Source organism: Exiguobacterium sp. s48 (genome assembly GCF_018617395.1).
Classification (GTDB): Bacteria; Bacillota; Bacilli; order Exiguobacteriales; family Exiguobacteriaceae; genus Exiguobacterium.
This window is the reverse complement of sequence record NZ_JACSKC010000002.1, coordinates 290,434-312,752: the sequence shown is the minus strand read 5'-3', so window position 1 is coordinate 312,752 and position 22,319 is coordinate 290,434. Positions and strand designations below refer to the sequence as shown.

The 22,319-nt window shown below is 49.0% G+C and carries 23 protein-coding genes; 4 read left to right on the top strand and 19 right to left on the bottom strand.

Features of this window, described 5'->3' with window-relative positions:
* Window positions 1-33: 33 nt before the first annotated feature.
* From argF to KNO66_RS11915, 10 genes are all read right to left on the bottom strand, one after another.
* The gene (gene argF, locus KNO66_RS11960; RefSeq protein WP_214742687.1) at window positions 34-960 is read right to left on the bottom strand and encodes an ornithine carbamoyltransferase; all 927 of its coding nucleotides are present in this window, start codon (window positions 958-960) and stop codon (window positions 34-36) included.
* Window positions 957-3,977, bottom strand: a complete 3,021-nt coding sequence (gene carB, locus KNO66_RS11955) for a carbamoyl-phosphate synthase (glutamine-hydrolyzing) large subunit (protein ID WP_214742686.1) — start codon at window positions 3,975-3,977, stop codon at window positions 957-959. The genes argF and carB overlap by 4 nt, the downstream gene beginning before the upstream one ends.
* Window positions 3,970-5,022 (bottom strand): carbamoyl phosphate synthase small subunit, encoded by a 1,053-nt coding sequence (locus tag KNO66_RS11950; protein ID WP_214742685.1) that lies wholly within the window; start codon window positions 5,020-5,022, stop codon window positions 3,970-3,972. Before KNO66_RS11950 ends, carB begins: the two co-directional genes overlap by 8 nt.
* Window positions 5,019-6,164 carry an acetylornithine transaminase gene (locus KNO66_RS11945; RefSeq protein WP_214742684.1) on the bottom strand — a complete coding sequence of 382 codons (1,146 nt, stop codon included), beginning with the start codon at window positions 6,162-6,164 and terminating at the stop codon, window positions 5,019-5,021. Before KNO66_RS11945 ends, KNO66_RS11950 begins: the two co-directional genes overlap by 4 nt.
* Complete coding sequence (argB, locus tag KNO66_RS11940) at window positions 6,124-6,903, bottom strand: acetylglutamate kinase (RefSeq protein WP_214742683.1); 780 nt, start codon at window positions 6,901-6,903, stop codon at window positions 6,124-6,126. Before argB ends, KNO66_RS11945 begins: the two co-directional genes overlap by 41 nt.
* Entirely contained in the window at window positions 6,900-8,117 is a 1,218-nt protein-coding gene (argJ, locus tag KNO66_RS11935) for a bifunctional glutamate N-acetyltransferase/amino-acid acetyltransferase ArgJ (RefSeq protein WP_214742682.1), read from the bottom strand. Before argJ ends, argB begins: the two co-directional genes overlap by 4 nt.
* 11 nt (window positions 8,118-8,128) lie before the next feature.
* Window positions 8,129-9,154, bottom strand: a complete 1,026-nt coding sequence (gene argC, locus KNO66_RS11930; RefSeq protein ID WP_214742681.1) for an N-acetyl-gamma-glutamyl-phosphate reductase — start codon at window positions 9,152-9,154, stop codon at window positions 8,129-8,131.
* Window positions 9,155-9,313: 159 nt separating this feature from the next.
* On the bottom strand, window positions 9,314-9,631 hold the full coding sequence (locus KNO66_RS11925) for a hypothetical protein (protein WP_015880545.1): 318 nt from the start codon (window positions 9,629-9,631) through the stop codon (window positions 9,314-9,316).
* Between the two features lie 33 nt (window positions 9,632-9,664).
* Window positions 9,665-10,147, bottom strand: coding sequence for a hypothetical protein (locus KNO66_RS11920; RefSeq protein WP_251125863.1), 483 nt, complete (start codon window positions 10,145-10,147; stop codon window positions 9,665-9,667).
* Window positions 10,140-10,415, bottom strand: a complete 276-nt coding sequence (locus tag KNO66_RS11915) for a 4a-hydroxytetrahydrobiopterin dehydratase (RefSeq protein WP_214742680.1) — start codon at window positions 10,413-10,415, stop codon at window positions 10,140-10,142. The genes KNO66_RS11920 and KNO66_RS11915 overlap by 8 nt, the downstream gene beginning before the upstream one ends.
* Before the next feature lie 140 nt (window positions 10,416-10,555).
* On the opposite strand from KNO66_RS11915, the gene KNO66_RS11910 reads away from it, so the two are divergent.
* Together KNO66_RS11910 and KNO66_RS11905 are read left to right on the top strand one after the other, a co-directional pair.
* The gene (locus KNO66_RS11910; protein ID WP_214742679.1) at window positions 10,556-11,089 is read left to right on the top strand and encodes a cysteine hydrolase family protein; all 534 of its coding nucleotides are present in this window, start codon (window positions 10,556-10,558) and stop codon (window positions 11,087-11,089) included.
* A gap of 22 nt (window positions 11,090-11,111) precedes the next feature.
* On the top strand, window positions 11,112-12,557 hold the full coding sequence (locus tag KNO66_RS11905) for a nicotinate phosphoribosyltransferase (protein WP_214742678.1): 1,446 nt from the start codon (window positions 11,112-11,114) through the stop codon (window positions 12,555-12,557).
* A gap of 33 nt (window positions 12,558-12,590) precedes the next feature.
* On the opposite strand, the gene KNO66_RS11900 is transcribed toward KNO66_RS11905, so the two are convergent.
* Complete coding sequence (locus KNO66_RS11900) at window positions 12,591-12,893, bottom strand: 7TM diverse intracellular signaling domain-containing protein (RefSeq protein ID WP_214742677.1); 303 nt, start codon at window positions 12,891-12,893, stop codon at window positions 12,591-12,593.
* Window positions 12,894-13,005: 112 nt separating this feature from the next.
* On the opposite strand from KNO66_RS11900, the gene KNO66_RS11895 reads away from it, so the two are divergent.
* Window positions 13,006-13,479, top strand: a complete 474-nt coding sequence (locus tag KNO66_RS11895; protein WP_214742676.1) for a YwpF-like family protein — start codon at window positions 13,006-13,008, stop codon at window positions 13,477-13,479.
* 75 nt (window positions 13,480-13,554) lie between these two features.
* Here the strand turns inward: KNO66_RS11895 and KNO66_RS11890 are convergent, their stop codons facing one another.
* The 3 genes from KNO66_RS11890 to KNO66_RS11880 all read right to left on the bottom strand — a co-directional run bounded on the left by KNO66_RS11890 (window position 13,555) and on the right by KNO66_RS11880 (window position 15,640).
* A complete protein-coding gene (locus KNO66_RS11890) occupies window positions 13,555-14,031 on the bottom strand; it encodes a DUF456 domain-containing protein (protein WP_214742675.1) in 477 nt (158 codons plus the stop codon).
* A gap of 10 nt (window positions 14,032-14,041) precedes the next feature.
* Window positions 14,042-14,641, bottom strand: coding sequence for a histidine phosphatase family protein (locus tag KNO66_RS11885; RefSeq protein WP_214742706.1), 600 nt, complete (start codon window positions 14,639-14,641; stop codon window positions 14,042-14,044).
* 63 nt (window positions 14,642-14,704) lie between these two features.
* Complete coding sequence (locus KNO66_RS11880; protein WP_214742674.1) at window positions 14,705-15,640, bottom strand: alpha/beta hydrolase; 936 nt, start codon at window positions 15,638-15,640, stop codon at window positions 14,705-14,707.
* 172 nt (window positions 15,641-15,812) lie between these two features.
* Between KNO66_RS11880 and KNO66_RS11875 the strand changes: the two genes are divergently transcribed.
* A complete protein-coding gene (locus tag KNO66_RS11875) occupies window positions 15,813-16,790 on the top strand; it encodes a metal ABC transporter substrate-binding protein (RefSeq protein ID WP_214742673.1) in 978 nt (325 codons plus the stop codon).
* Window positions 16,791-16,828: 38 nt separating this feature from the next.
* Here the strand turns inward: KNO66_RS11875 and KNO66_RS11870 are convergent, their stop codons facing one another.
* The 5 genes from KNO66_RS11870 to KNO66_RS11850 form a co-directional block, all read right to left on the bottom strand.
* Complete coding sequence (locus KNO66_RS11870) at window positions 16,829-17,275, bottom strand: hypothetical protein (RefSeq protein ID WP_214742672.1); 447 nt, start codon at window positions 17,273-17,275, stop codon at window positions 16,829-16,831.
* Between the two features lie 53 nt (window positions 17,276-17,328).
* Complete coding sequence (locus KNO66_RS11865) at window positions 17,329-17,784, bottom strand: hypothetical protein (RefSeq protein WP_214742671.1); 456 nt, start codon at window positions 17,782-17,784, stop codon at window positions 17,329-17,331.
* An 84-nt stretch (window positions 17,785-17,868) separates the two neighbouring features.
* Window positions 17,869-19,314: an alanine/glycine:cation symporter family protein gene (locus KNO66_RS11860; protein WP_214742670.1), complete on the bottom strand. Its 1,446-nt coding sequence runs from the start codon at window positions 19,312-19,314 to the stop codon at window positions 17,869-17,871.
* Between the two features lie 190 nt (window positions 19,315-19,504).
* The gene (locus tag KNO66_RS11855; protein WP_214742669.1) at window positions 19,505-21,970 is read right to left on the bottom strand and encodes a CoA-disulfide reductase; all 2,466 of its coding nucleotides are present in this window, start codon (window positions 21,968-21,970) and stop codon (window positions 19,505-19,507) included.
* Window positions 21,967-22,272, bottom strand: a complete 306-nt coding sequence (locus tag KNO66_RS11850; RefSeq protein WP_214742668.1) for a rhodanese-like domain-containing protein — start codon at window positions 22,270-22,272, stop codon at window positions 21,967-21,969. Before KNO66_RS11850 ends, KNO66_RS11855 begins: the two co-directional genes overlap by 4 nt.
* Between the last annotated feature and the right edge of the window lie 47 nt (window positions 22,273-22,319).

The window sequence follows — 22,319 nt, the reverse complement described above, 5'->3', positions numbered from 1 at the left end:
AAAGGGTGACACTTCGCGTGTCACCCTTTGTCGTTACGTCAACAATGTCAGCATCAATGCCTTTTGCGCATGCAAACGATTCTCGGCTTGATCAAACACCCATGACTGCGGTCCATCGATCACATCGGCTGTCACTTCTTCCCCGCGATGTGCCGGCAAACAGTGAAGGAAGATGGCGTCGGTGTTTGCAAGAGCCATCAACTCTTCATTCACTTGAAACCCGTTAAACTTCAATAGACGCTCCTCGGCTTCCTCCTCCTGCCCCATGCTCGCAAAGACGTCCGTGTAGACAACATTCGCCTCGTTCATAGCAAGCGACGGGTCTTCAAACAACGTGATGCTTCCCCCGGTCGATGCGGCCAACTTCTGCGACGTTTCATAAATGGTTTGATCAACGGTATATCCGTTCGGTGAGGCGATGCGGATATGCATCCCACTCAGTGCCCCACCAATCATGAGCGAGTGAGCCATATTATTGCCGTCTCCGATATACGTCAACACTTTTCCGGCACGACTCCCGAACTTCTCTTCAATCGTCAATAAATCCGCGAGGACTTGGCACGGATGATGCAAGTCCGTCAGTCCATTGATGATTGGAATCGAACCGTGTTGCGCCAACGTCTCTACCGTTTCATGCGCATATGTTCGAATCATGAGCGCGTCCACGTAACGATTCATCACTTGGATCGTATCCGTTAACGGTTCTCCGCGCCCGATTTGAAGATCTTGACCGCTAAGGAAGAGTGGGTATCCACCTAATTCGACGACCCCGACTTCAAATGACATACGCGTCCGTGTCGATGCCTTTTCAAATAGCAAAGCGACTTTCTTCCCTGCCAGTGCCGTTGCGTAAGATTGAGGCGAGCGTTTTACTTCGTCTGCCAATTGAATCAACGTATCGAGCGTATCCGGCGTCAATTCCTCCATCGTTAAAAAATGTTGCATCGTCTTTACTGTCATTTGGCTACTCCCTCTCTCATTTGAATGGATTGTAACGACTGAACCGGATTGCCGGTCTGTGACTGACTCATCTGATAATACTGAGCTAACTGTTTGGACGAAATGATATGCACCCCGTGACGGACGGCGATTTCACGTGATTCTCGCTCTTCGATTACGTCCGATAACAGGACAGCGACATCTTGGAAATCAGTGACGTCTGCGAGTGGTGTATCTCCGATATGTTCAAACCCTTTTCCAAATACAATCTGCGTACGATTCATCACTCGTGTCGTCAACGCATCATACGTGAACCGCTCCGGCACATATGGGGATGAACTGAACTGAAGCGTCTCGCCTGTCGAACGCATGACGGGACCCGTCATCGGATCGACGCCCGGCAATTTGACGTTCGAGAAGATTGGGGTCTTCACCGCATAGTTCGTCAATGTCGAAGGATGTGTCGGAACGAAATCCTTCAATGCGAGACCATACGCCGCATACGTCGCCCATTCGATCAATGGTTCACCCGTCACTTTGCTGACAATCGGCACGGTCCGTGACGCACGCGGATTGATTTCAAGGACGTAAATCGTGTCTTCCTTCAACACGAACTGGATGTTTAGGGCTCCCTTGTAATCGAGCGCCTGTCCAATTCGTTTCGCAATCGACTCCACTTGTTCTTGAATCGACAAACTCGTCTCAACTGGTGGCAAGACCATCGTCGAGTCTCCCGAGTGAACACCTGCCGCTTCGATTTGTTCCAGGACGACCGGCACATATACCGTTTCTCCGTCCGTCACACAATCCACTTCGAGCTCACGCCCAGCGACGTATTGATCCACTAGCGTTGGATAGGAAAGGGTCGGTAATGCCTCTTCCAACTGTTCCTCTGAACGAATGAGTAGCATTCCTTTCCCTCCAATTACGTAGGACGGGCGCAGGATACATGGATAGCCAAGCTTTTGAACGGCATCATGCAACTGTGTTGGGGAAGTGACTTCTTCACCCGGGATATGTTCGACTTCAATCGAATCAAGGAATTGGTAGAAACGTTCCCGGTCTTCCATTTGGTCAATGGTGTTTGCGGATGCACCGAGCAAGTGATACCCCGCCGCTTCTAAATCATGAGCGAGTGCAATCCCCGTCTGTCCACCGAACTGAATCAAGACATCCTGGCACCCTTCTGCTTCTAACACGTTCATGACGTCTTCGCTCGTCAGCGGTTCGACGTACAGTTTGTCCGCAATCGAGAAGTCGGTCGACACTGTCTCCGGGTTGTTATTGATCATGATGGTTTCGACGCCACGTTTTTGAAGGGCCCAGACCGCATGTACCGAACTGTAATCGAACTCAATCCCTTGACCGATTCGAATCGGACCAGCCCCAATGATGGCCACTTTTCGCGTGTCACTCGACTCCACCTCAGACGTCCCGTGCCACGAGCCGTAAAAATAAGGGGTCTTACTTTTAAACTCGGCTGCGCATGTATCGATCATCTGATATACCGGTTGAATGGAAGCCGCTTCTCGGAGCGCTTTGATGTCTTCCACTTGCATGTGCATCACGTCGGCAATTTGTGCGTCCGTGAACCCGAGTCGCTTCGCTTGAAGCAACTGAATCGGATTCGCCAAATCCTCCTTCGTCATCTGAATGAGTCGTTTTAAAATGTGAATGAAATGAGGGGTGATACCTGTAATCTGCTGTAATGTATCGGCCGACATCAACTCACGGTCGAGCAAGGCGAGACAAGCGTGCAATCGACGATCGGTCGGTGCCTCGACTTCATTCATCAAGACGTCGACCGCGGCTTCATGCATCCACTTCGGATAAAGCGGTGACTGTTCAATCCCGGCACCACGCCATGCCTTTTGTAACGCTTCTTCTAATGTTTTCCCCATCGCCATACTCTCGCCAGTCGCCTTCATCTGTGGTCCGAGGGCACGGTCTGTCTCCGCGAACAAGTCGAACGGGAAACATGGTACTTTCGCTGTAATGTAATCAAGTGCCGGTTCAAAACTTGCCATCGTATTCGTTGTAATTGGATTGATACAGCGATCTAACGGTTCACCCAAAGCGAGACGTGTCGCAATTTTGGCAATCGGATAACCGGTCGCTTTTGACGCAAGGGCCGAACTTCGAGAGACACGAGGATTCACTTCAATCACGTAGTACTCTGACTTCGTCGGATGAACCGCGAACTGAATGTTACAACCACCAATCACACCGAGTTCGGATACGATTCGAAACGCCGCACTCCGTAACGTCTGATGCATTTGGTCCGATAAGGTTTGTGCCGGAGCAAACACGACCGAGTCTCCTGTATGCACACCGACCGGATCGATGTTTTCCATGTTGCAGACGATGATGCACGTTCCGAACGCATCACGCATGACCTCGTATTCAAATTCTTTATAACCAGCGATGCTCTTCTCGACCAAACATTGTGAGATTGGACTCGCTTCCAGACCCCGACGTGCCATCGTATACGCCTCATCCTCCGTCATCGCAATCCCACCGCCGGTCCCACCGAGCGTGAACGCTGGACGGACGATGAGTGGCACACCTGTCGTTTCAATGAATGCTGTCAGTTCTTCAATCGTCTCAATCGTCGTCGATGTCGGGATCGGCTCGTTCAACAGCTCCATCTTTTGCTTGAACCGCTCACGGTCTTCCCCGTCACGAATCGTGTCGAGTGACGTACCGAGTAGTTCGATTCCATATTGTGCCAACACGTCGGCTTCTTCGAGATCAAGAGCCAAGTTCAGTGCTGTCTGTCCCCCGACCGTCGCGAGGACGTGCGTCGGACGTTCCTTCTCGATGATGTCGATTGCTTTTTGAACGGTCATCGCCTCAATATACGTCGCGTCCGCCATTCCTGGGTCCGTCATGATTGTGGCAGGATTGGAGTTCAATAAGACTACTTCACACCCAGCTTCACGAAGCGCTTGGCACGCCTGTGTTCCGGAATAATCAAACTCTGCGGCCTGCCCAATCACGATGGGACCTGAGCCGATCACGAGTACTTTTTTATGCATACACGTTCACTCCCTCTTGAATCATTTCATCAAAACGGTCGAAGACGGACTGCGCGTCCGTCGGTCCAGGACTCGCCTCCGGATGGAACTGTGTCGTGAAGATCGATGCATTCGGATGAATCAACCCTTCCACCGAGTGATCGTTTACGTTCTCATACAGCAGTTCAAGCGGGCTTTGTTCGATACTCGTACGCTCGACCACGTAGCCGTGGTTTTGCGACGTCATCCATACGTCGTTCGTTTTGACGTTTCGGACCGGATGATTCGAGCCACGATGTCCGTAGGTTTGTTTTTCAATCTTGCAGCCGAATGCAAGTCCAAGCAATTGATGCCCCATGCAAATCCCGAGTGTCGGATACGATAACGCTAATTCCCGGATGACTTCAATCTGCCCGAGATGATCTCGCGGGTCCCCGGGTCCATTCGATACTAAAATCCCGTCCGGTCGTAACGTCTCGATGATCTCTTTTGACGTATGGTATGGAACACTCGTCACGCGATACCCACGTTTCACGATTTCACCAACCATCGACGACTTCACCCCGAAGTCGAGGCAGACGACATGCCCTTTCTCCCCGTCTCCTTCCAGAATGAGCGACGTCGTCGTGACATACTCTGTCAGGTGATAACGCTCGGGAACTACCATCGATTCATGTTTTTCCGCTGACATGATCCCGAATTGATCACCTTCATCACGCAACACATGAACGAGCGCACGCACATCAACTTGTGACAGTACCGGAATCCCTTCCTGCTCTAACCAATCCTTTAATTCAGATTGGGCACCAGCGTCGGCAAGTGTTTGAACGAGGACGCCGGCCACTTGAATGCGAGTACTTTCGCTCCCGTCTGATTCCAGTCCATATTGTCCGATCAGCGGATAAGTGAATGCGATGATTTGTCCAGCATATGACGGGTCGGTTAACACTTCTTGATAGCCCGTCATACCGGTGAAGAACACGACTTCGCCACTTGCGCGTCGTGCACTCGTCTCCCAAGTTCCTGCAAAATGCATGCCGTTCATTAAGCTGATGTTTCCGTTCATACGACGCCCTCCTTCTGTAAGATTTGTTCAAGTTTTGTCAACGCTTCGTCAATCTCGCATTTAGTAACCAGTAACGAGGGAAGGAAACGCATGACGTGCGGACCTGCCATGACGACCAATAATCCCACCTCTGCCAATTGTGCGACCCATTCACTTACTGGTTCTGTCGAGACAAGCCCAATCATCAGCCCAAGTCCTCTCACTTCGACGAAGCGTTCTCCGTCCACGAAGCGATTGAGTCCTTTTTTCAAATAATTCCCCATGTCTGTGACATGCTTGAGAGACTCCGGTGTGAAGAGGACATCGAGCGTCGCTTCTGCAGCGGTCATCGCTAAGGGATTTCCACCGAATGTCGACCCATGGCTCCCAGGACCAAAGATCGTCGCCGCTTCCGACGTCGTCAAGATCGCGCCGACCGGAATACCACTGCCCAATCCTTTCGCCAACGTGACGATATGAGGGCGGAGCGGTGTTTGTTCGTATGCGAAACGCGTACCTGTACGCGCAATCCCGGTCTGTACTTCATCGACGACGATTTTGACATCGTACTTGTCAGCCGCTTCCTGTAACGCCTGCAACCACAGGGGATCTGCGACGACGACGCCACCCTCACCTTGTACAATCTCGAGCCAAACGGCAGACGTTTCGTCATCGATCCAGTTGAGAGCATCCATGTCGTTGAACGGTGCATGAATAAAATCACTCACCATCGGTCCGAATCCCTGTTTCACTTTCTCTTGACCAGTCGCCCCGATCATGGCGAATGTACGTCCATGAAACGACTGCGTGAATGTGATGATTTTAGTCTTCTGCGTCCACTTTCGCACTAACTTAAAGGCTGCCTCGTTCGCTTCCGTCCCACTGTTACAAAAGAAGGCATGCGTCAGATGCGTCCCTTCCGTCAACTTTTCAGCGACACGCTGCTGACCAGATATCAAATAGAGGTTGGACGTATGCCACACCCGGTTCAATTGATCTTCAATTTTCTGTTGCACGTATGGATGACGATGTCCCGTCCCACAAACGGCAATGCCCATCACAAAGTCTAAGTATGTCTTTCCAAAAACATCCGTCACGTACGACCCGCTCGCCTGCGCGATCTCAATCGTTCGTGGTCCGTATGTCGGTAACAGCGAATTCATAGTTCCCCTCCCATAATCTTGTCCCTGCGAGCGTCGCGTCACGACCATCTCGAATTCGGGCACTTTTGACCCCACCTGCCACTGCTTTTAAGAGTGCCTCTACTTTCGGTACCATCCCTCCATTAATTTCTCCAGATGCGATGGCTTCTCGAACGTCCAGTTCGTTTAGCATCGGCAGAAATTCACCGTGTATCCGAATACCGTTCACATCGGTCAATAGTTCCAATTCATCCGCTTGCAACGAAACGGCAAGTGCCACCGCACAATCATCGCCATTACAATTCAACGGACCATCCATGCCACCAATCACCGATGTCACAACCGGCACATGTCCGGAATCCATCAATCGTTCGAACACGTCATTTCGAATCGAAACCACTTCACCGACTTTCCCGAGTCCATGTAGGGGTTGACCGAAAATCGCACTCCCGTCGACCCCCGATAAACCAAATGCATCGATATCATTTCGCGCTAGTGTCGACACGACATCCGTCTGCATTTCCCCTGCCAAAACACGCCAAGCTCCGATCAACACCTCGTCTGTCGTCACACGACGTCCGTCCAAGAACAACGGTTCAATTTGTTGAGATGTGCAATAAGTCGATAGTTTCGGCCCGCCTCCATGGACAATGAGCAGTTCATTCCCTTCTTCCATCCAGGCCCGCCACTCTTCAAAGTACGCAGGTGTCATCGAATCCCAGACACTGCCTCCAAGTTTGATGACTTTCCGCTTCGTCATGTCCGGTAACTCGCGTTGATTTTGACGTAGTCGTAAGTCAAGTCACATCCGTATGCTTGGCCGAATCCATTCCCATCATGCAAATCGACCGTGATGGTGACGACGTCCCGACTCATCTCTTCGGTCGCAGACACCTCGTCAAACCAAACAGGCGTACTGTCCTTTAAAACAAGTTGACTTCCGATTTGAATATCAATCGCTCCGACGTTTACCGGGAACGGCACGGCACCGATTGCGGCAATGATTCGTCCCCAGTTGGCATCCTGTCCATATACCGCCGTTTTTACTAGTGATGATCCGACGATTTGCTTGGCAATCGCTCTAGCTTCTTGGTTGGATGTTGCTCCACTGACATTCACTTCGATGAGTTTCGTCGCCCCTTCCCCATCTTTTGCAATCGCTTTGGCAAGGTCTAAACACACATCTGTCAACGCCTGTTGGAACGCGTCATGTGCCGAAGTTCCCTCTTTGATCTCTTCCATTTCTACTGCCCCACTCGCCATGACGAGCACCATATCATTCGTCGAGCTATCCCCGTCCACCGTGATGTTATTGAACGAGGCGTCGACACTTTTCTTTAGCGTCTGCTGTAACAATTCCGGTGCAATGACGGCATCTGTCGTGACGAATCCAAGCATCGTCGCCATATTCGGATGAATCATGCCCGATCCTTTAGCGACACCCGCAATCGTCACGGTCGCTTCTCCTTCGTCATATTGAACAATCGTCTGTTTCGTTCCCGTATCCGTCGTCAAAATAGCCTCAGCAAACGATTGTCCATCTTCCCAGTCGGTCGTCGGTTGCAGTTGACCAATCCCCTTTATGAGCGGGACCATCGGAAGTGGTTGTCCGATGACGCCTGTTGAGGCAATCGCCACTTCCTCCGGTTTCACACCTATATGTGTTGCGGTCATGTCGCGCATCGTGTAGGCATCCTCTAATCCCTGATCTCCTGTACAGGCATTCGCGTTCCCACTATTGATCAATGCTGCTCGCAGATATCCATTTGATGCAGCCAGTGATACTTTCGTCACTTGAATCGGTGCCGCTTGAAAGTGGTTCGTCGTATAGACGGCCGCCGCGCTGGCCAATCGCTCACAAACGAGTAGCGCCAAATCTTTACGCTTTCGTTTTAGTCCTGCATGGATGCCACACGCTTGAAATCCTTTCGGTGATACGATGCCCGGCTTCTGGGTCGCCATGATGTCGATCATGCTTCATCCTCCTAAATGTATTGTGGTTGATTCAATAGTCCGAGTGTCTCCTCGAATCCGAATCGAACATTCGCATTTTGTAGCGCTTGTCCGGCCGCCCCTTTTTGCATATTGTCGATGACCGAGACGAGCGTCAGTCGATTCGTCCGTTCTTCTTTATACACCCAAAGGTCGCAGTAATTCGAACCGACCGCTGACTTGATTTCTGGTTCTCCCCGCTGCACCCGGATAAATGGTTCATCCCTATAAGCGTTTCGAAGACGATTCACCCACTCATCTTCCGACACGTGATTGTTCGGCTGGACCGTGATCGTTGCCATGATCCCTCGATTGATCGGTAGCAAATGCGTCGACATCGAGATTGTCGCTTCTTTACCTCCCATGTCGTACAACGTCTGTTCGATTTCCGGAATGTGCTGATGCGCATGAATTTTATATAACTGCACGTTCTCATTCGATTTGGCGTGATGGGTCTTCTCACTCAATCCTTTACCGGCGCCTGTAATTCCAGAACAAGCCGAAACGATGATGCGCGTCGGATCAATCCAGTCATTTTGAACGAATGGCAATAAGGCGAGCGAGACAGCGGTCGCATAACAACCCGGATTCGAAATCCATTTCGCGTCTGTGAGCCTGTGTCGATTCCACTCGGTCAATCCGTAAACAGCCTCTGTTTGAATGACTTCGTTGACAGGTGGCTTCCCGTACCACGTTTCATACAAGTCGGATGGCAATCGCAAGTCCCCACTCAAATCGATGACCACCCCAGGAAAAGATGCTAACTGTCGAATATAATCAGCAGACACGCCGCTCGGTGTCGCAAGAAACAACACATCAATCCCGACTAAATTGTCCACTTGAAACGGCTCGAGTGTTTTCTGTCCTGCTTGTAACCACGGGTACAATTCAGACAAGGTCATCCCGGCGCTCGAGTCGCTGATTGCTTTTTCTAATTGGATAGTCGGATGTTGCTCGATCAGCTTCAGCAACTCCAACCCGGCGTATCCTGTTACGCCGACGATGCCACACGTAATCATCTCTCTACCTCCTCAGAAGAATAAAATGATTGAACCATACGCATATTTATTCTGTCAATTGTATTTTTATTCATTGTTGATAGAATGATACCTTGTTTACTGGTGTACGTGGGTTTTGGCAAATAAAAAAAGCCTGATGCACATGCACCAGGCCTATGATTAGATTTGATTTTTATGACGAGCCTCTTGAAGCGCATCGACTAGGTCTTTGACGTCTTCGACGAGGTTTTGAATCGTATCTTGGTTTTCTTCGTAAAGCGATTTCCATTCCATGACACGGTCTTTTAAGTTGCCTTTTGATGACGCTTGAAGACCGACTGCATGTGCCTCAGTCGACGTGTTGGATGACTTCAACTTCGACTTGATGCCTTTCAATTGTCTCACTTGTTGATCGCGCGTTTCGCTATGGAGAAGTGATGCCGCTGCACCAATGACTGCACCTGCTGCCATCCCCAACCAAAAATAATTCTTGTTCATAAAAATCCTCCCCTAACATGACGTTATCTTTTATTATAGATTATCTGACTTACTGACGACATAGTGTTTTATGACAGGACCGGATCCGCGCTGTTCCACGGCCCGTTTCAATCGGTCTTCGAGGATTGCATAATCCGTTGTATCTCGGAATCGCGTCCCCTCGGATGCGAACTGAATGAAGACGACGGCATGATGATCGTCAGGGTCAACGCCTAGCCGGTAAGCCGAGAAGCCTGCATGACCGACGCCAAGCGGCGCTTTTTCGGTCAACAGTTGATGAAACAAAAGAGAACGCGCGTTTTCATCCGCAGGCACATTCGCATACAAGATGTTCCCGTTGTTTTCAAACTGCCCAGACGCCTCTTCAATCTCAAATGTTTTCCCGCTACTAAAAGGAGATTTGTCTCCTTCTGCAAGAAAAATCATTTCAGGTCCGTTCGCCGCAATCACCCCCGGCTTTTGAGCCAACTGATCCGCCACACTACCTGACGCAAAGGTCATAAAGAGTTTAGACAAGTTCCTCACACCCTTTCGCAAGCGTGATGTCTTTCTCTGTAATACCACCTTCATCATGAGTCGATACGGTCAATGTCACATCGCGATACTCAATCAAAATAGTTGGATGATGATCAAGTGACTCTGCTAAATCTGCCACGAGATGGACAAATTGAATGGCTTCCGGGAACGTTTCTAGCCGATATGTCTTTTGAATCTCCCCATTTACTTCTTCCCAACCGTTTAAACGAGACAGTTCATCTGTCAATTCATTTTGCGAGTATACCATCATCACAATCCCCTTTCCCTATACGTTCTACTCTCTTTTACTACCCACACTAGAGAAAAATAATCTTCCTCGTATGATGTATAATGATTTAGAATGAGGTGGATAACCACCATTTTGAATACGAGAGAGGAGCATCTCCCATGCGTGCATTGATTGTCATTGATTATACATTTGATTTTATCGCAGACAGTGGTCGTTTGACTTGTGGGAAACCCGGGCAAGAGATTGAAGAACGAATCGTCGAATTGATAGGGACGTTCGCAGCGGAGGATTATGTTGTCATCGCGAACGATGTCCATGATGCAGGTGACACATTCCACCCCGAAACAACGTTATTCCCTCCGCACAATATCCGTGGGACAGAGGGTCGTGAATTGTACGGTGCCGTGAAAGAAGCGTCGAAACAAGCAGATCATTGGATTGATAAGACACGTTACAGCGCCTTCGCCGGAACTGATCTTGACCTGCGTCTTCGGGAACGCGGAATCACTGAAGTTCATCTCGTCGGTGTCTGTACAGATATTTGTGTGCTTCACACGGCCGTAGATGCCTACAACCTCGGTTATCAAATCGTCGTCCATGCTGATGCCGTCCAGAGTTTCAATCCGGTCGGACATGAATGGGCGCTCGAACATTTCGTCACGACACTCGGTGCGACCGTCGTCGGAAAGTGACGTAAAACAGAAAGGAAACCATATGTTACATCGTAATTTAGCACTTCACACGGATCTCTATCTTCCACGCTGGATGTATATCTATTGGAAGCAAGGTCGCCATAATGAACAGGTCGTCTTTGACCTTTACTATCGCTCGAATCCGTTTAGCGGCGGTTATGTCGTCTTTGCCGGACTCGAGAACATCGTTCACTATTTAGAGAACGTCTCGTTCACAGAAGAAGATATCGCCTACTTGAAACAACAACTCGGGTTCGAAGATGAATTCGAAGACGTCTTACGAAACTTTAAGTTCACTGGTTCACTATATAGTGTCCGTGAAGGAGAAGTCATCTTCCCACACGAACAAGTCGTTCGAATCGAATCGACCATCTTTGAAGCAAAATTGTTCCAAACAGCGCTGCTCAATATCGCGAACCACGAATCCCTCATCGCCACGAAGTATGCTCGAATTCGTCAAGCCGCACCGAACGAGACATTGCTCGAGGGCGGTGCACGCCGTGCGCAAGGTGTCGATGCCGCTTATTACGGGACACGCGCCGCGTATATCGCCGGTTTCGACGTGACGAGTCTCGTCTCTGCCGGACGTGATTTCGATGTTCCGACAGGGGGAACGATGGAACATGCGGATATTCAATTCCATGACGATGAATTGAGCGCATTCCGTTCGTTCGCCGAGATGTATCCGGATAACACAAGTCTCCTCATCGACACGTATGACACACTCAAGTCCGGTCTTCCGAACGCGATTACGGTCGCGAAAGAATTAGAGGCGAAAGGCCATCGTCTCAAGTCAGTACGCCTCGACTCCGGAGACCTCGCCTACCTATCGAAACGTGCCCGGAAAGCGTTGAATGAAGCAGGACTCGACTACGTCAAAATCGTCGTCTCTGGTGATTTGGATGAGTATGTCATCCAAGACTTACGGATGCAAGGCGCTGAAGCCGATACGTTCCTTGTTGGGACGCGCGGCATCACAGCCTACGAACAACCTGCTCTCGGGATGGTATATAAATTGGTCGCACGCGAGGATGAGTCCGGAGAACTGAAACCGGTCATCAAAGTGTCTTCTTCCAAAGTGAAGACGACGACACCTCACAAGAAAGAGTTGTATCGCATCATCGACAACGAAACGAAAAAGTTCAAAGGCGACTATATCGCCCTCGCTGATGAACCGGTCGAATCGTACACCGAGATTGACTTGATCGATGTCCGTGACCCGGCCTTCAAGATCAAGACACGCAACTTCAACGTGAAACGCTTGTTGCAACCAATCTTCCTTGACGGAAAACGGGTATACGATCTTCCTAGCACGAGTGAGATTCGTACGTATCATCACGAACAGATGAACGGACTGTGGGAAGAGTATAAGCGTCTCCGTTTGCCAGAAGTGTATTCAGTGACGTTCAGTAAGCCTCTATGGGACTTAAAGCTCGATATGATTCGCAAGACGCGAGTACCGAAATAAAAAAAGTTGTGGGTGCGTAACCCACAACTTTTTTTATACCATTGTCATCTCGCCTGCTTGGCTTTGATCTTCTTTTCTCCGAAAGTAAAGCGCCATCGATAAAGAGAGCAATATCAAGACAAAATAGACAGTCCGTTGCCAAAACGTCGCTTCGGTGTCTCCTTGGAACAGTGCAATAATATAATCGCTCCCACTGATAAAAAATAATCCGGCAAGCAAGAGAAAGATTCGATAGCCGGCCCGACTCCGCTCCCGTTTCACTTTGAAGAAAAGGACACCATAATAGACGATTGCGAGAATCGTCATATACCCGATTACGCCAACAACCCAACTCATCTTGATGCCTCCCTCACTCTCTATTTTCTGTTTCTTCCTCGTTATCTTAACACATTCTATTCAACAGACTATGTTAAGATGGTCTAAAGAAAACGCGGAAAGGAACGATCCTATGAAAACGTTTCGCCTCGTCCAAGTCCGTCTCGTTCAAGACGAGTACGGCAATGAACTGAATTTACCAATCGATTTGCTAGACGGCTTGATCATCTCGAAAGAGCACGATTCGGAATGGCTACTCGAAATGCTTGTCCCAACCGAATCCGCCGTTACGCTCCACCACTACTTAAACAAACGAATTCTTATCCTTGCTGAAGCGGTCATTACATCCCCAACGAATGCACCGGCCGCACTCGCGCTGACGTTCACAAGCGAGCGAGCTCTAAACGATCATCACACGTTCGTCGCCGAAGGACTCATGTTGATGCCGAAACAGGATGCGACGAAACAAGTGCTCGACTCCTTGATTCAAGAAGGGGTCGCCACCTCAAGCTTGAAGCCGGCCTTCTTCGAAAAGAAAGTCGAGATGCAACAAACGTTCAGTCGCTCCGCCTTCAATCAATTGGTGAAAACCGGGTCATTCGAATAATCGAGTGACCCTCTTTTTTCTTTCCCCAAAATGGTTCACTCCTCAAACAAAAAAGACGGAGAGCAACACTCCGTCTCAAATGTAAATAAAGAACAAGATGACCATCATCGTCATTCCAACCACTTTTAAAAGCGTGCTACCGAGAAACGCGAGCACTGTTCCGACACCGATACTCCATGCCTCACGCGTCGTCTTCCCTAGCGTCAATTCTGCAAGAAAGGCGAAAATAAACGGGAAGATAAGCACTCCGACGAGCGGAAAAATAAACGGTCCAGCAATCAAGCCAATCGTCGCTCCCCATTTCGCTCGTTCTGAACCCCCTCGTTTATCCACTGTGGCTCGAGTGACAACGTAGTCCACTACAAACAAGAAAATGAGGAAAACAATTTGCCATACCCAAAATGTCCACGTTAACGGTTCAAATGAAAAACCGAACCCGTAAATCATATATCCGATGAACAAGAATAGCACACTTGGGATGACCGGATAAATGAGTCCGGCAAATGCAACAATAAATGACGCGATAATGAGTATCCACAATAAGGTCGTCATGACATTCTCCTTACTTCATCATGGTCGAATCGGTGATGTGATCAGCCACGTTGATGGCCTTTACCTCAAATTGACCATGTCGATAGTTAATATAATTCGAGCAAGCGTTTCGCATAGCTTGACGGAACGTGTAGGTGTCGTCGACAGCAGAGAGCGCCGCTTTGATCGCATGGGAATGGCAGACGACAATGATGCGCTTACCTGGATACGTATCCACCAAATCCTTCATCCCATCTAATACACGGGCTCGCATCTCGTCTTCTGTTTCAAGTCCGGGAATACGTTCCTGGTCGTCTGCTTGAACCGCTTCGTAGATTCCTTTTACCGGCTTTCCGGATGCCGCTCCAAATTCACGTTCGATGAAGCGTTCGTCTAGCTGAATCGCTTCATGATCGATTTCACATGCTGTCGCAATCGCTTTTGCGGTATCGACCGCACGCGATAACGGACTCGATACGATGAGGTCCCACTGCTCCTGACTCAAAAAAGCCGCGCTCTCTTCTGCCTGTCGACGTCCGAGTGCATTTAACGGATTGTCTTCACGTCCTTGAATAATTTCTAAACGATTCCAATCGGTCTGACCGTGTCTGACTAAACATAACTCTGTCACTGCTTCCACTCCTTACGATTTCAATCATCCCCCATCGTACCATCTTCCCTAAAAATCGCAACGTCATACGAGGCATTCATCAATAAAACGATTCATGCGTGCCATGAGTTGTTCTTCTTTGATTGGATTGTCCGATTGAAGGAAACTCGCAAGCGAATGGGTTCCGTTTGGAAATGAGATGAGTTGAACGTTCGCGCCGACGTCACTCGCATGTTCGACGAAGTGAAGCGCTTGACCGAACGGGACAATCGGATCTTTCTTCCCATGTAACAGTAGAATCGGCGGGGCATCAGCGTAAAGATGGGAAACCGGAGAACATTTCACCATCAATTCACGCCACTCCTCACGACTCCCCTCGTAGAATTTCAAATGCGCCAGCCAAGTCTGGATAAATTTGAACAATAAAAAGTTCGTCGGTGGATACAGCGCAATGACTCCTTTAATGGTCGGGAGGTCATCACCTAACTCACCCACAAATTGTTTGTGGCGATCCAGTGCGGTCGCGAGCATTAACGCCGCTCCTGCCGAATCACCCCACACGAGCAACTGACTCGTATCGAGCGACAAAATCGATTCATGTTGTTTTAAATAACTGAGGGCATCCGACACATCAAAAATGTTGTCCGGGAAATACACCCCGTCCTCAAACAAACGGTAATCGATACTGACAACGGCGATCCCTTTCCCCAAAAAGTGATCGAGTAACGGATGGAACAATGTCACCATGCTCCGATCCCCTCTTACGAACGCCCCCCCATGTGCATATACAGCTACCGGGAAGGGGGCTTCACCTGGTGGGAGGTACAAATCAAATTGGAGCGGACGATCGTGAACAATTTTATACGTATACGTGTGGCGCCGACGTGTGGTCGGTCGAATCGGCAACTCAGGTTCTTGCCATCGGACAAGTGATCCGTACTGACTCCACACGCTAGCCCCGGCTGCCGTTGCTGCGGCAAGCGCCGCACCCCCGACAAACCAGGCAGTCTCCTTTCTCATACAATCCACTCCTCGTTCCTTTTTTAATCATATTCCCGCTTTTTTCAAAAATCCATCCATCAGAAGTCGGACTTGACGTGCTTTGAACGTCACACTATAATAATATTCGCAGTCATAAAACGTAACAGTTACGATTTAATATTCAGATAATTTGAAAGGTGGACGATGCAAGATGAAGAAGACATGGTTAGGCGCTGTTGCGGCTGGCACACTTTTGCTTGGTGCGTGTGGGAATACCGAAGGAGACAACGCATCAGAATCAACAGACGAGCAATTGACCGTCTACGCTTCCACATTTGCTTTAAAATCAATGGCCGAAGAAATCGGAGGGGATCGTGTCAATGTGGAGATGGTCATTCCACCCGGAGCAGACCCACACACATATGAACCAACTTCGAAACAAATGACTCAAATCGCAGAAGCGGATCTCTTTTTGACAATCGGTCATGACCTTGAACCGTATGTCGAGTCTATGGAGAAGAGTTTAGAGGGACAGAACGTCGCCTTTGTCAAAACAGCAGAGGACGTGACGTTGCTTGATGCAGCCGATACGGTCCATGTTCATGAAGAAGACGGTCATGAAGAGGATGGTCATTCTGAAGATGAGCACGCTGAAGAAGGACATGACCACGGTCAATATGACCCTCATGTTTGGCTCGATCCAATGAATGCTGTATCGATGGCAGAAGCTGTCGAAGCAGCATTTAGTGAGGAAGCACCCGACTATAAGGATGAATTCGCAGAACGATTGAGCACATTCAAAGACGAAGCGAACGCCCTCGATGCGGAGTTAAAAGCAGCCGTCGAGAACGGTTCGAAGTCCGAGTTACTCGTGACACACGCGGCATACGGTTATTTGGCTGAACGCTATGGTTTCGATCAGTTGCCGATCGCCGGCCTCACACCTTCTGAAGAACCGTCACAGCAAGCCCTCAAACGAATCATCGAAGAGGCGCGTCTTCATGACTTGAACTATATCGCTTTTGAAGATACGGTCACACCGAAAGTGGCCGAGGTCGTGAAACAAGAAATCGGCGCAGAAAGCGTGACGATTTACAACTTGGAATCTGTCACAAAAGAACAGATGGACAAGAGCTATTTTGACTTGATGCGTGAAAACGTCAAGGCACTCGAGACAGCCTTGAAATAATCAAAATCCCGAAACGAATTGATTCGTTTCGGGATTTTTTATGCTTCTACTCGACGGTCTAACGTCTTCATCGTAACGAGAAGCAGGATGAGTAACAATACGATAACACTCATCATCCAGAATTCCCCGTCCATGAAAAGGGATGTCGTCCACTCTCCCGTACTCAATCCTACCCACGCTTGACTGACGCCAACGCTAATCAGTGCGATTATACCGAAACGAACCCATGTCATCTGTGGAACGAACCGTTTGCTGACCAAATAACTATTCAATACTAACAGCGCGACGTAAGCGATCAACAACAAACTCCACGCTGTGTCAAATAGGGCTGGTACCGTCCCACCCATCACCGCATATCCCCATGTCATCAAGAATGTGACAAAGGAGATGAGTATGATGCGATAAAGCGATTTGATTTTCGTTTGATACGCAAGAAACGGGTTGATGAGAATGCCAAGCCAGATGAGTATGCCGAACACGTCCATGATTGAATCCCCTTTTATCCATTTTTTAACATCATATCATAGGGAACTCACTTTTATTCATAATAAATGAGGACGAGCTCTTCTTGGGACGCGGCCGTCTCACAAAATTGTTGCAACCGGGTCCATTCTTCCCAAATCGTCTCGAATTCATCTTTTGGTACAAGCGCCATATCTTTCACGTCATCTCGCCCGAACGCATGCAGCGTGTCTTTGACGATATGAAGTAACTGCGGGGTCAAGATGCCGACCACGACCGCCTGCGCTTCATTGACGATTAACTCCTCGCCGACGAGCGCCATTTCCATGTTATATGTGTCAGCCCCATCGATATACACCTCAATTTGACTGAGTACACGTTGAAATGGCTCCACATTCGGGAGCGTCAGTGTCTCGTCGCGGTCCCGATATTGCTCATGCATATGAATTAACCAATCTAAAATCATCTCTGGATCTTGATTAAAAGACACCCAAACTTCTGGGGAAACACGTACATAATGCGTCGTCTCCATACATGAACGCCCCCTTTTTATGACATTACCCGTCTTGTATACGTAAAAAAACCGCCTACTTAAATTCGTAGACGGTTCCTTAGATCAAGAACGACTTGTTCCCGTTTGTTGTTCTTCTGTTTCGCTTTCCCAAGCTTCCACATACTCACGACCTGGAAGATTCTCAACTGAATCGACATAGAAGACCGGGTCTTCTCCTTTGCGTCGTTGTGACAAGTAGTCATCGAGAACGGCACGAGCCACTTTCGCTAAGCGGAAGATAGCATATAAGTTCACGAGTGCCATGAGACCCATGAACACGTCAGCAATCGACCAAACGAGTCCAGCAGAACGGACGGCACCAAACAAGACCATTCCGACGACACCGATGCGATAGAGTGTGACGTAGATTTTTTTATCCGAGATGAACTGAATGTTCGTCTCACCGTAGTAATAGTTTCCAAGAATCGAGCTGAAGGCGAACAAGAAGATCGCAATCGTCAAGAACGATGTCGCGACTGAACCAACTTCTGCCGTCAACGCGGCTTGCGTCAATTCGACACCCGCAAACGACTCTGAGCCGGCTACGCCTGAAATCAAGATGATCATCGCTGTCGATGTACAAACGAGCAATGTATCTACGAATACGCTAAACGATTGAATCAATCCTTGTTTGACAGGGTGCGATACTTCTGCTGTCGCAGCGGCGTTCGGTGCAGAACCCATACCCGCTTCGTTCGAGAAGAGACCGCGACGAATCCCTTGAAGTACCATGGCGCCAATCGCTCCTCCGAAGAGTTGCTCGATTCCGAGGACTCCTTCTGAGAAGATGAGGCTGAAGACGTCTGGTAGAAGGGAGACGTTCGTCACCATAATCCAAATCGCGAGTAAGATGTAGCCACCTGCCATGACCGGTACGATGATACTCGACAAGAGTGCGATCGATTGGATCCCACCGAAGACGACAATTGCCGTCACAATCGCAAGGACAATCCCGACGACTGTTGTGCTGATCCCGAACTGGTTACTCACAGAGAGTGAAATCGTGTTCGACTGTACCGAGTTAAACGCAAATCCGAATGAGAACGTGATCAAAATCGCGAACAAGACACCGAGCCAGCGTTGACCGAGCGCACGCTCCATGTAGTAGGCAGGTCCCCCACGCCATGTGCGTCCATCACGAATCTTGTACACTTGTGCCAATGTACTTTCGACAAATGCAGATGCTGCTCCAATCAACGCGATGAGCCACATCCAGAAAACTGCTCCGGGGCCACCTAGCGCAATCGCTGTCGCCACACCGGCAATGTTACCCGTCCCGACACGTGCTGCCGTCCCGATTGCGAACGCCTGGAACGAAGACACTTGGCCTTTTTCACGCTCTGTGCCTTCTTTGAACAAGAGGCGGAACATTTCAGGAATCATGCGGAACTGAACGAAGCCCATACGAACCGTAAAATAAAGACCTAAAGCGACAAGTACAACGATGAGCACTTGCGACCACAACAAATCGTTTGCTTGCGAAACGAGTTTCTCTACCAATTTCTCCATACTAATCCTCCATCATTCTAAAAATCTCAACAGAAAAAGTCATGTCAACTTTTTTAACATGACTTGAATTATAGGTAAATTATACGAAAATTGCAATATTAATTCGTTTTTCAACGTCATCTCGGTTCTTTTGAAAAGCAAAAAAACGAGTCGAAAAGCTTATCGCAATCCGACTCGTTCTATATCTCATTTAGATAAAGAGGTTTAAGTTACCGCCCTCTGCTGCGCCGAGATACGCCGCAACACCACCAAGGTCGACCCCATCAATCAACTCTTCTTCTTTAATGCCCATGACGTCCATCGACATCGTGCAAGCTACCATCTTCACGCCTGCTTCTTGCGCCGACTTGATCATTTCTTCTACAGAAGGAACATTTTTGTCGCTCATGACTTTCTTCATCATTTTTTGACCGACACCACCGAAGTTCATGTTCGAGAGCGGGAGTTCGCCCGCATGCCCTGGCATCATCATGCCGAACATTTTTTCAAGACCTTGTTTCTTCACTTCCGGTGCGTCCGGTTTACGGATGACATTAAGCCCCCAGAATGTGAAGAACATTGTCACTTCTTTCCCCATCGCAGCAGCACCTTGCGCAATAATGAGGGATGCGAGTGCACGGTCGAGATCCCCACTGAAGACGACCATTGACGCACCGTCGCCTACAGGAGCGTCCGCTTGTGGTGCAACCTGACCTTGTCCTTTTTGAAGAATTGCTTCAACGCGTCCGTTGACGAATTGTTTCGAGACAAGCTTGTTGCCCGTCTTTTTCGCCCATGCTTCGATATCGGCGAAAAATCCTGGATCACTTGCGAGGACGCGAAGCGTTTCGCCTTCCCCGAGTTCTGCAACTTTTTTATTCACTTCTAAAATTGGTCCCGGGCATTGTAGACCACATGTGTCTAACACGACCGCCTCGCCGATTGGAGCATTCGTCATTTGGGTTGGTTCCTCCTCTACAACGGTAGCCGCTGTTTCATTTGATGCGTTCGCTTCTTCAAGCGCCTCGAAATCACGATTGATCTGTGACCACGTTTTGTAGCCACCGCTCAAGTTTTTCACCTTGAAGCCGTTTTGGCGCAAGATGCGTGATGCGAGATAACCACGAAGACCCACTTGGCATGTCACATAAATCGTTTCATTCCGGTCATAGTTGTCCAAGTTTTCACGTAATGAGTTCAACGGTACGTTAATTGATCCTGGAATTTTCCCAAGCTCGTGTTCAGATTCATCGCGAACGTCTAGTAACGTCGCTCCATTTCCAACGAGTTCATCAATCTCATCCCAATGTACGACTTCGTTATCACCGAGGACGACGTTCGACGCGACATATCCAATCATGTTGACCGGATCTTTCGCCGAGCTGAACGGTGGTGCGTAACTGAGTTCGAGGTCAGGCAGGTCAAGGACAGTCAAACCACCTTTCATCGCTGTCGCAATGACGTCGATGCGCTTGTCGACTCCGTTGATCCCCACACCTTGTGCACCGTAAATTTCACCCGTTGTCGGGTGGAACAAGAGTTTGAGTGACACAGGCGTCGATCCCGGATAATATCCTGCATGCGAACCTGGGTGCACGTGGACAGCTTCATACGTCTTACCAGCCGCTTTCAAACGTTTTTCATTCCATCCTGTCGATGCGACAGTCATATCAAATACTTTGGCGATTCCCGTTCCCATCGTTCCGTTATACTTCACGTCACGACCGTTAATGATATCAGCAACGAGACGACCTTGACGGTTCGCTGGCCATGCGAGTGGCACGACAGTTGGCTCTTTAAAGACGTAGTCGAGTACTTCGACCGCATCTCCGATTGCGTAAATATTCGGGTCTGATGTGAGCATTTTTTCATTCACGCGAATCGCGCCGCGCGTACCTGTTTCAAGACCTGCTTCACGCGCAATCGTCGACTCTGGTGTGACACCGATTGACATGATGACCATGTCTGTATCGATGACGCGACCGCTCGTCAAATGTACTTTCTTCCCTTTTTCAGAGAATGAAGAAACACCGTCTGACAGTTGAAGTTCGACGCCGTGCAGACGTAAATGTTCATGAATCGGTGCGACCATTTCACGGTCGAGTGGCGTCATGACTTGATCTGCCATCTCGACGAGTGTCACGTCAACGCCGCGTTCTCGTAAGTTTTCCGCCATTTCGATTCCGATGAAGCCTCCGCCGATTACCGTTGCATGTTTTGGTGCTCTTTCATCGACGTAACCACGGATTTTGTCTGTGTCCGGAATGTTGCGAAGTGTGAAAATATCTTCTGCCTCGTCGATTCCAGGGATATTCGGACGAATCGGTTTTGCTCCCGGTGAAAGAACGAGAACATCGTACGACTCATCGTATGTTTTGCCTGTTTGGACGTGCTTCACCGTTACCGATTTCTCGTCACGATTGATTTTTACGACTTCCGTCAAGTTGCGGATATCGAGTTGGAAACGTTTGTTCATTCCTTCAACCGTCTGAACGAGCAACTTTTGACGATCTTGGATGACGTCCCCGATATAGTATGGAAGACCACAGTTCGCAAATGAAATATATTCTCCACGGTCAAACATGACAATTTCATTTTCTTCATTTAAACGACGAAGACGTGCCGCTGCAGATGCACCACCAGCTACTCCACCAACGATTACGATTTTCTTGCTCATTGTCCATTTCCTCCTCTGACAACTTCTCCTGGCCAACTCATTAAACCATCTTCTATATTGACCACTTTATAGCCTTTCGCCTCCATTTGCCAAGTCGCTTGCGTGCTTCGTGCACCAGAGCGGCAAAGAACGACATATTCTTCAGTTGGATCGAGTGTGTCAATCCACGTTGTGATTTCTGATAACGGATAGTTTTTGGCACCTTCGATATGCGCTTCTTGAAACTCGTCACGTTCTCGAACGTCGACGATATTTACAGGCACTTCAAAGTCCATTTGACGTTTTAAAGCAGACGCTTTCATCGTTAATCTACCTTCCTTTTTCGATTCAATCTATACCATTCGGCTTG